Consider the following 6,558-nt stretch of genomic DNA (forward strand, 5'->3'; position numbering starts at 1 on the left):
TAGGCCATGGCGGCCTCCCGTGAGGGAACGGCGCGGCGGATCCGCGCGAGGACGGGCCGGGTACCCGGGGCCCGGCGAGGTGATGCGCCCCCGGGCAGGCGGACGAGCAGGCGGGGGCGTCGATCCGAGTACGCGTACTCAGGCGCGGGACGCCGGCCGCGCACCAAGCTGACGAGCGAGGTTCCCGTCTGCCGGAGAGGACATCCCTTGCTCAGCCGTGCCGCCGCCGTTCTGCTGCCGTTGTTCGGACGGCTCACCGTCACTCACGAGGCCGAGGGTCCGTTCACCCCCGGCAGTGTCTTCGTCGCCAACCACGATTCGGTGGCCGATCCCGCCCTCGTGCTGGCCGCCCTGCGCGGGGCGGGGGTGACACCGGTCGTGCTGGCGACGGCGGGGCTGTGGCGCGTGCCCGTGCTGGGGCGCGCCCTGGCGAAGGGCGGGCACGTCCCCGTCCACCGCGGATCCGCCCGCGCCGCGGACGCGCTCGGGGCCGCGGCCGAGGCGCTGCGGTCGGGACGGCATGTGCTCATCTACGCCGAAGGAGGGCTGCCCGTGCGCCAGGGCGCGACCTGTGCCGCGCCGCGGCCCTTCCGCACCGGTCTCGCACGGCTGACGGCCGCCACGGGCGCCGCGGTCGTTCCCGTGGGCCAGGCCGGAGCCCGGCGGCTGGCCTCCGGACCGGTCGCGAGACAACTGGCCGGCGTACTCACCGCCCCGCTGCGCCGCCCGCGTTTCCACGTCCACATCGGCCGATCCCTCTACCTGCCGCCGGGGACGTCGGCCGGCACGGCGACGGCCCACCGGGCGGTCACCGCCGCCTGGCGGCAGGCGGCCCGGGCCGTGGGCGAGCCGGCCCACGAGGGGTGACCGGGGCGCCGGGGACATCCTCCGGGGCACGGCACCTGGCGCCGGCTGGGTGCCCGGCGCCGGCCTGCCCCGGCGCGGCCCACCCTGCGCCGGACCGGCGCCGTGTCGCCGTGTCGCCGTGTCGCCGGCGGCAGGGTGACCGTGCCGGGTGCTCCGCGCGACTACCGCTCGCCCGCGTCCGGGTCCGCGTCCGGGTCCGCGTCCAACTCGGCGTCGGTGCGGCCGGCCAGGCGCTCGTAGCGTTGTCTGGCGGCCTGCGGGCTGCGCAGGCCGAGGCCGAAGGCGATCTCCGGCCAGGTCATGCCGCGTCCGCGCGCCATCCGCAGGAGACCGGCCTCCAGTTCGTCCATCTCGCCGCGGGCGCGGGGGACGAGGCTCAGCGCGGCGGTGATGTCCGCGCGGTCCACCTCGGGTTCACCGTCCTCGAGCAGGGCGGCGCCACTGAGCAGGAACGCCACCAGCCGGACCGCCTCGTGCGGGCTGATGACGCCGGGGTGGGTCTGCCGGCGGCGCTGCCCGTCCGTGGCGGCGTGCCGCTCGGCGATGCGGAACAGGGAGGCGTGCACCCGCTGCGCTCGGGCCGCGTCGGAACTCGGTGGTGTGAAGGGGTCCGTGGGCTGTTCGGAGATCGAGGACATGGGACGAGCCTCACCGATGAACACTTTGTTGTCAACGAAAAACACCCACACGGTGGTCACGGACCGCAGCCGTCTCACGTGGTCGGAGTCGGCCGCTGATGCGACGCTGGGGTGGTCAGGTTCCGAGGACGAGAACTGCCGGAAGGAGACCGATGGGACGGGACGTCCCGGCGCTCACCTTCACCCGCGAGGACCGCCGCCGCTACCGGATCAAGATGCAGGAGTGCCTCGAGGCGTTCGCGCAGATGCTGCGCGAGTCGCGCTTCGACGCCGAACGGCCCCAGGTGGGACTGGAGATCGAGCTGAACCTGGTCGACGACCGGGCCGAACCCGCGATGCGCAACTCCGACGTCCTGGAGGCGATCGCGGACCCCGCCTGGTCCACGGAGCTGGGCCGCTTCAACCTCGAGATCAACATCCCGCCTCGCCGTCTCACCGCGGGCGGTCCCGACGCCTGGGAGTCCGAGATCCGCGCCGCGCTGAACCACGCGGAGCGGCGCGCCCGGTCGATCGGCACCCGTCTGATCATGACGGGCGTCCTCCCCACCCTGCGGCAGGAGGACGTCGGCGAGGGAGCCCTGTCGGAGAACCCGCGCTACCGGCTGCTCAACGACCAGATCTTCGCCGCGCGCGGGGAGGACCTGCACATCGAGGTGACCGGCATCGACCGGCTGCGGACCTACGCGGACACCATCACCCCGGAGGCCGCGTGCACCAGTACCCAGTTCCACCTCCAGGTGTCCCCGGAGCAGTTCGCCGACTACTGGAACGCCGCCCAGGCGATCGCCGGGGTGCAGGTGGCGCTCGCGGCCAACTCGCCCTTCCTGTTCGGCAAGGAGCTGTGGCACGAGACCCGCGTCCCGTTGTTCGAGCAGGCCACCGACACCCGCCCGCAGGAGATCAAGGTGCAGGGGGTACGGCCCCGGGTGTGGTTCGGCGAGCGCTGGATCACCAGCGTCTTCGACCTCTTCGAGGAGAACCTGCGCTACTTCCCGGCCCTGCTCCCCCTGTGCGACGAACAGGACCCCGTGGAGACGCTGACCCGCGGCGACATCCCCGAACTCGCCGAACTCACCCTGCACAACGGCACGATCTACCGCTGGAACCGCCCGGTCTACGCCGTCGCCCACGACAAACCGCATGTGCGGGTGGAGAACCGGGTGCTGCCCGCCGGCCCGACCGTCGCCGACACGCTCGCGAACGGCGCGTTCTACTACGGGCTCACCCGCGCCCTGGTGGAGGAGGACCGGCCGGTGTGGTCCCGGATGTCCTTCTCGGCCGCCGAGGACAACCTGCGGACGGCGGCGCGCTACGGCATCGACGCCCGGCTCTACTGGCCCGGGATGGGCGAGGTGCCGGCGGCCGAACTCGTCCTGCGGCGGCTGCTGCCGCTGGCCCACCGGGGTCTGGAGCGCTCCGGCATGGACGAGGCCTGGCGCGAGCCGCTGCTCGGCATCATCGAGCAGCGCTGCGTCACCGGCCGCAACGGAGCCGTGTGGCAGAAGGAGATGTTCCACCACATCGACGCCTCCGCGCACTGCGGCCGCCACGAGGCGCTGCGGCGCATGACGCAGCAGTACATCGACTTCATGCACCTCAACGCCCCGGTGCACACCTGGCCCGTCGACTGACCGTGACGCACCGGCCGCCGCCCGGAAGGCCCCGGCCGGCCCCCGGCCCGGCCCGGGCGGCGCGCGTCGGCGTCAGTGGCCGGCGAGGGCGTCCAGGATCCCGTTCACCTCCCGGCGCACCGCGTCCCGCGCCTGGGCCGGCAGGGATCCCAGCGCCGTCCGGTCCAGGCCCTGCAGCACCCGTTCGGGGTCGGGGTGGCAGGGGGTGGTCTCGCTGATCACCTCGTAGCCGTCGCGCACGGCGACGAGGAGACGGTGCCGGCCGTCGCCCCCGGCGTGCACGGCGGTGGTGACGACCAGGGGCGGCTCCCCGCCCGCCTCGCCGTCCGCCTTGTGGTAGCCGCTGACCACCGGGTCGCGCCAGCGCAGGCCGAGCAGCAGATGGCGCTTGGCCACCACCTCGGCCAGGTCGGTCTCGTACGCGCCGTCCCCGTCCAGCACGGTCGCCCGCGCGTCCAGCACCAGCGCCGCGGGCAGCAGGCAACGCAGCGTGCTGCCCACGATGTTGCCGCCGACGGTGGCCGTCCGGCGTACGGCGCCCGTGCCCACGGTGGAGGCGGCCCGGCGCAGCACCTCCGGCACCCGGTCGTCCACCTGGTGCAGCAGGACGGCCGCGCCCAGCGCCTCACGCTCTATCAGGTTGGCCTGGGGCAGCGCGCGCAGGGACATGGCCTGCTCGGGGAATCCGTCCCGCTGCCACAGGGCCCACACCAGGGTGGCTCCGCCGACGGGCACCGCTCCCTCGGCCAGGTACCGCTGTGCTTCGGACAAAGTGGTGGGCAGACGCAACAGCACGACGGTCGACCTGCTTTCCTCGACGGGGCGTCGGTGCACGGGACTTCGAAGTGATCACGGGCACTGCATTGTCCGTACGGGTCCGGGGGCGCGTACAGGGCTCACGGGTTCGCCTCATGCGCGCGTGGCCGGGACCTTGCGCCCGGCCGGTCGTGTGCCCCATGGTTGACGCGCGTCACATGGCTCGTCCCTCAGCCGAACGACTCGTCACGAAACGGAACCCACATGCTCAGACGCGCTGTACGCCTCCTCCTCTCGATTGTCATGCTCATGGCTGCCGTGGTCGCGGGAACCGTCGTCACCGCGGGCACCGCGCACGCCGACGGCTGTTACACCTGGAACCGCACCCTGTCGCAAGGGGCCTCGGGCGCCGATGTCACCCAGCTCCAGATCCGGCTCGGCGGCTACCCCGGCTACGGTTCGGTGCTCGCCGCCGACGGCGCGTTCGGGCCGGCCACGGTGGCCGCGCTGAAGCGCTTCCAGTCGGCCTACGGCCTGACCGCGGACGGCGTGGCGGGCGCCAACACCTACAACAAGCTCTACGCCCTCCAGGACGACGACTGCACGCCGGTCCACTTCTCCTACGGCGAGTTGAACCGCTGCAACTCCACCTGGTCGGGCGGCGCGGTCAGCGCCGCGACAGCCAAGGCCAACGCCCTGCGCACGATGTGGAAGCTGGAGGCCATGCGGCACGCGCTCGGCGACCGGCCGCTCACCGTCACCAGCGGCTTCCGCTCCTACGCCTGCAACGACGCCGTGGGCGGCGCGAGCAGCAGCCGTCATCTGTACGGGGACGGGGCCGACCTCGGCGCCGGGCCGCACTCCCTGTGCACCCTGGCCAAGCAGGCCCGCCACCATGGTTTCCGCGGCATCCTCGGCCCCGGCTACCCGGGGCACGACGACCACACCCACGTCGACCACCGCAGCAGCCAGTACTGGTCCGCGCCGACCTGCGGCATCTGACCCCGCGCCGGCCGTGAACGGGGTTCCCCGGTCCTGTTGCGGGGAACCCCGCGGCGTGCGCCGGACGGTGTGCGTGACGGTCACAGCAGCCGCCGGATCTCACCGCGCACCCGGTAGAAGCCGCCGGCCGCCGGGTGCAGCGCGTCCACGACGTAGCGCGCCCCGGGCTCCCGTATCGCCCGCGGGAACTGCACCTTCCAGGACTCGTCGTAGCCCTCGGAGACGACGTGGACGCGCAGGCGGCCCTCGCTCTGCACGCACTCGACGACGATGGCGCCGGAGGGAGCCCGCTCGACGGTGGTCACCGCCGCCGCGGCCGTCGCCGGCGCGTAGGTGGGCAGGGCCGCGGCGAGCTTGACGTCCCGCACGACCGGCACCGTGCCCTGCTGCGCCGCGGTGACGGCCGCCTCGCTCGCGTCCACGCACACCAGCGAACCGTCCGTGGTCACCAGGTAGAGCCGCTCGTCGCGGTACTGCATCGACAGGGCCGAGCCGCCGCCCGTGCCGAGCTTCCACAGCCGCGTGCCGTTCCGGTCGAAGCAGTACACCGACGACGCGGAGTCCCCGGCGAAGACGAACCGTCCACCCGGGGAGGTGGCACACGAGTACACGGCGCTGTCGCAGGCGTAGGTGGCCTCGACGGTGCCGGTCGCCTTCGACAGCCGCTGCACCACGCGGTGCGACGTCCCCGCGTAGACGGTGTCGTCCTCCTGCCAGCCGAACAGCACACCGCCGCGCGTGGGCGTGTGCCACAACTCGCCCCCGCCGTCGGGTGCGTAGGCCGTCACACCCCGGTCGTGGCCGTGGTAGACGGCGCGGTCGTCGGCCCGGACCATCCAGGCGTGCTCGCCCTGGCTGCGGCGGGTCCACTGGTGCTCGTCCTCGTGGTCGATGACGGTGAGGCGGCCCTCGCGGTCCGAGACGTCGAGCACGCCCTCGTGGATGTCCAGCCAGAAGATGTCGACGTCGGCGGCGATGTCGTAGGCGGCGAACGGCAGCTTCGAGGACAGGTCGTACACCTTGCCGTCGTCGCATCCGGCGTAGATCCAGAAGTCGTCGGCGACCAGGCACTTCACACCGTCCGGCAGGCCGAAGCGGGCCAGGACGGTGCCCTCGTGGTCCAGCGTGTAGACGTCGCCGGCCTGGTTGCCGACCCAGCAGCGGTCGTCGTCCACATGGATGCCGAACGCCGAGGAACCGGTGCCGAAGCGCCACAGCACCGGAGCGACCGCCCGTGCGGTGGAGGGGGCCGAGGTCACCTGACGCCGCGTCACCGACCGCGGCGCCCGCAGGCCGGGCACCGCCGGGGCGTAGCCCTTGCGCACCTTCTCGCCCAGCTTCTTCGCGGCGGCGGCCTGCGCCCTGGCCGGTGTGGGGAACGTGCTCGTCTGGACCTGGCCCGCCGCGCCGATCCGGCCGTAGCGGACCGTCACGACCTGGCCGTCCACCGTCACCTCGTAGAACTTGTGCGCGCCGCCGCCCTCCTGCGAGAGCTCCAGATACGTCGTCGACACCGTGGACCCGGCAGACATGGCACACCCCTCCGATGGAACCCGCGGCCGCTCCGCCGGGTCCTACTGGTCGAACCGTAGGCGGAGCCACTGACAATGGGGCGGTCGCCCCGGCACCGCTCCCCACCGGGCCCTCGCACGAACGAACGGATC

The 6,558-nt window shown here is 73.2% G+C and carries 6 protein-coding genes; 3 read left to right on the plus strand and 3 right to left on the minus strand.

Annotated elements, in window-relative coordinates; genetic code table 11:
* Nucleotides 1-207: 207 nt before the first annotated feature.
* Nucleotides 208-867, plus strand: coding sequence for a lysophospholipid acyltransferase family protein (locus tag ACF07S_RS25935; protein WP_391975225.1), 660 nt, complete (start codon nucleotides 208-210; stop codon nucleotides 865-867).
* A 161-nt stretch (nucleotides 868-1,028) separates the two neighbouring features.
* Here the strand turns inward: ACF07S_RS25935 and ACF07S_RS25940 are convergent, their stop codons facing one another.
* Nucleotides 1,029-1,505 (minus strand): DNA-binding protein, encoded by a 477-nt coding sequence (locus ACF07S_RS25940; RefSeq protein ID WP_391975226.1) that lies wholly within the window; start codon nucleotides 1,503-1,505, stop codon nucleotides 1,029-1,031.
* Between the two features lie 152 nt (nucleotides 1,506-1,657).
* Between ACF07S_RS25940 and ACF07S_RS25945 the strand changes: the two genes are divergently transcribed.
* Entirely contained in the window at nucleotides 1,658-3,136 is a 1,479-nt protein-coding gene (locus ACF07S_RS25945) for a glutamate-cysteine ligase family protein (protein ID WP_391965903.1), read from the plus strand.
* Between the two features lie 72 nt (nucleotides 3,137-3,208).
* Here the strand turns inward: ACF07S_RS25945 and ACF07S_RS25950 are convergent, their stop codons facing one another.
* Nucleotides 3,209-3,931, minus strand: a complete 723-nt coding sequence (locus ACF07S_RS25950; RefSeq protein ID WP_391975283.1) for an FAD binding domain-containing protein — start codon at nucleotides 3,929-3,931, stop codon at nucleotides 3,209-3,211.
* Nucleotides 3,932-4,156: 225 nt separating this feature from the next.
* On the opposite strand from ACF07S_RS25950, the gene ACF07S_RS25955 reads away from it, so the two are divergent.
* On the plus strand, nucleotides 4,157-4,894 hold the full coding sequence (locus tag ACF07S_RS25955; RefSeq protein ID WP_391975227.1) for a D-Ala-D-Ala carboxypeptidase family metallohydrolase: 738 nt from the start codon (nucleotides 4,157-4,159) through the stop codon (nucleotides 4,892-4,894).
* Nucleotides 4,895-4,974: 80 nt separating this feature from the next.
* Here ACF07S_RS25955 and ACF07S_RS25960 read toward each other — a convergent pair whose 3' ends face one another.
* The gene (locus tag ACF07S_RS25960) at nucleotides 4,975-6,426 is read right to left on the minus strand and encodes a WGR domain-containing protein (protein ID WP_391975228.1); all 1,452 of its coding nucleotides are present in this window, start codon (nucleotides 6,424-6,426) and stop codon (nucleotides 4,975-4,977) included.
* Nucleotides 6,427-6,558: the final 132 nt, after the last annotated feature.

Origin of the sequence: Streptomyces sp. NPDC016640, from assembly GCF_043076215.1 — a bacterium.
In the GTDB taxonomy this organism is placed as follows: Bacteria; Actinomycetota; Actinomycetes; order Streptomycetales; family Streptomycetaceae; genus Streptomyces.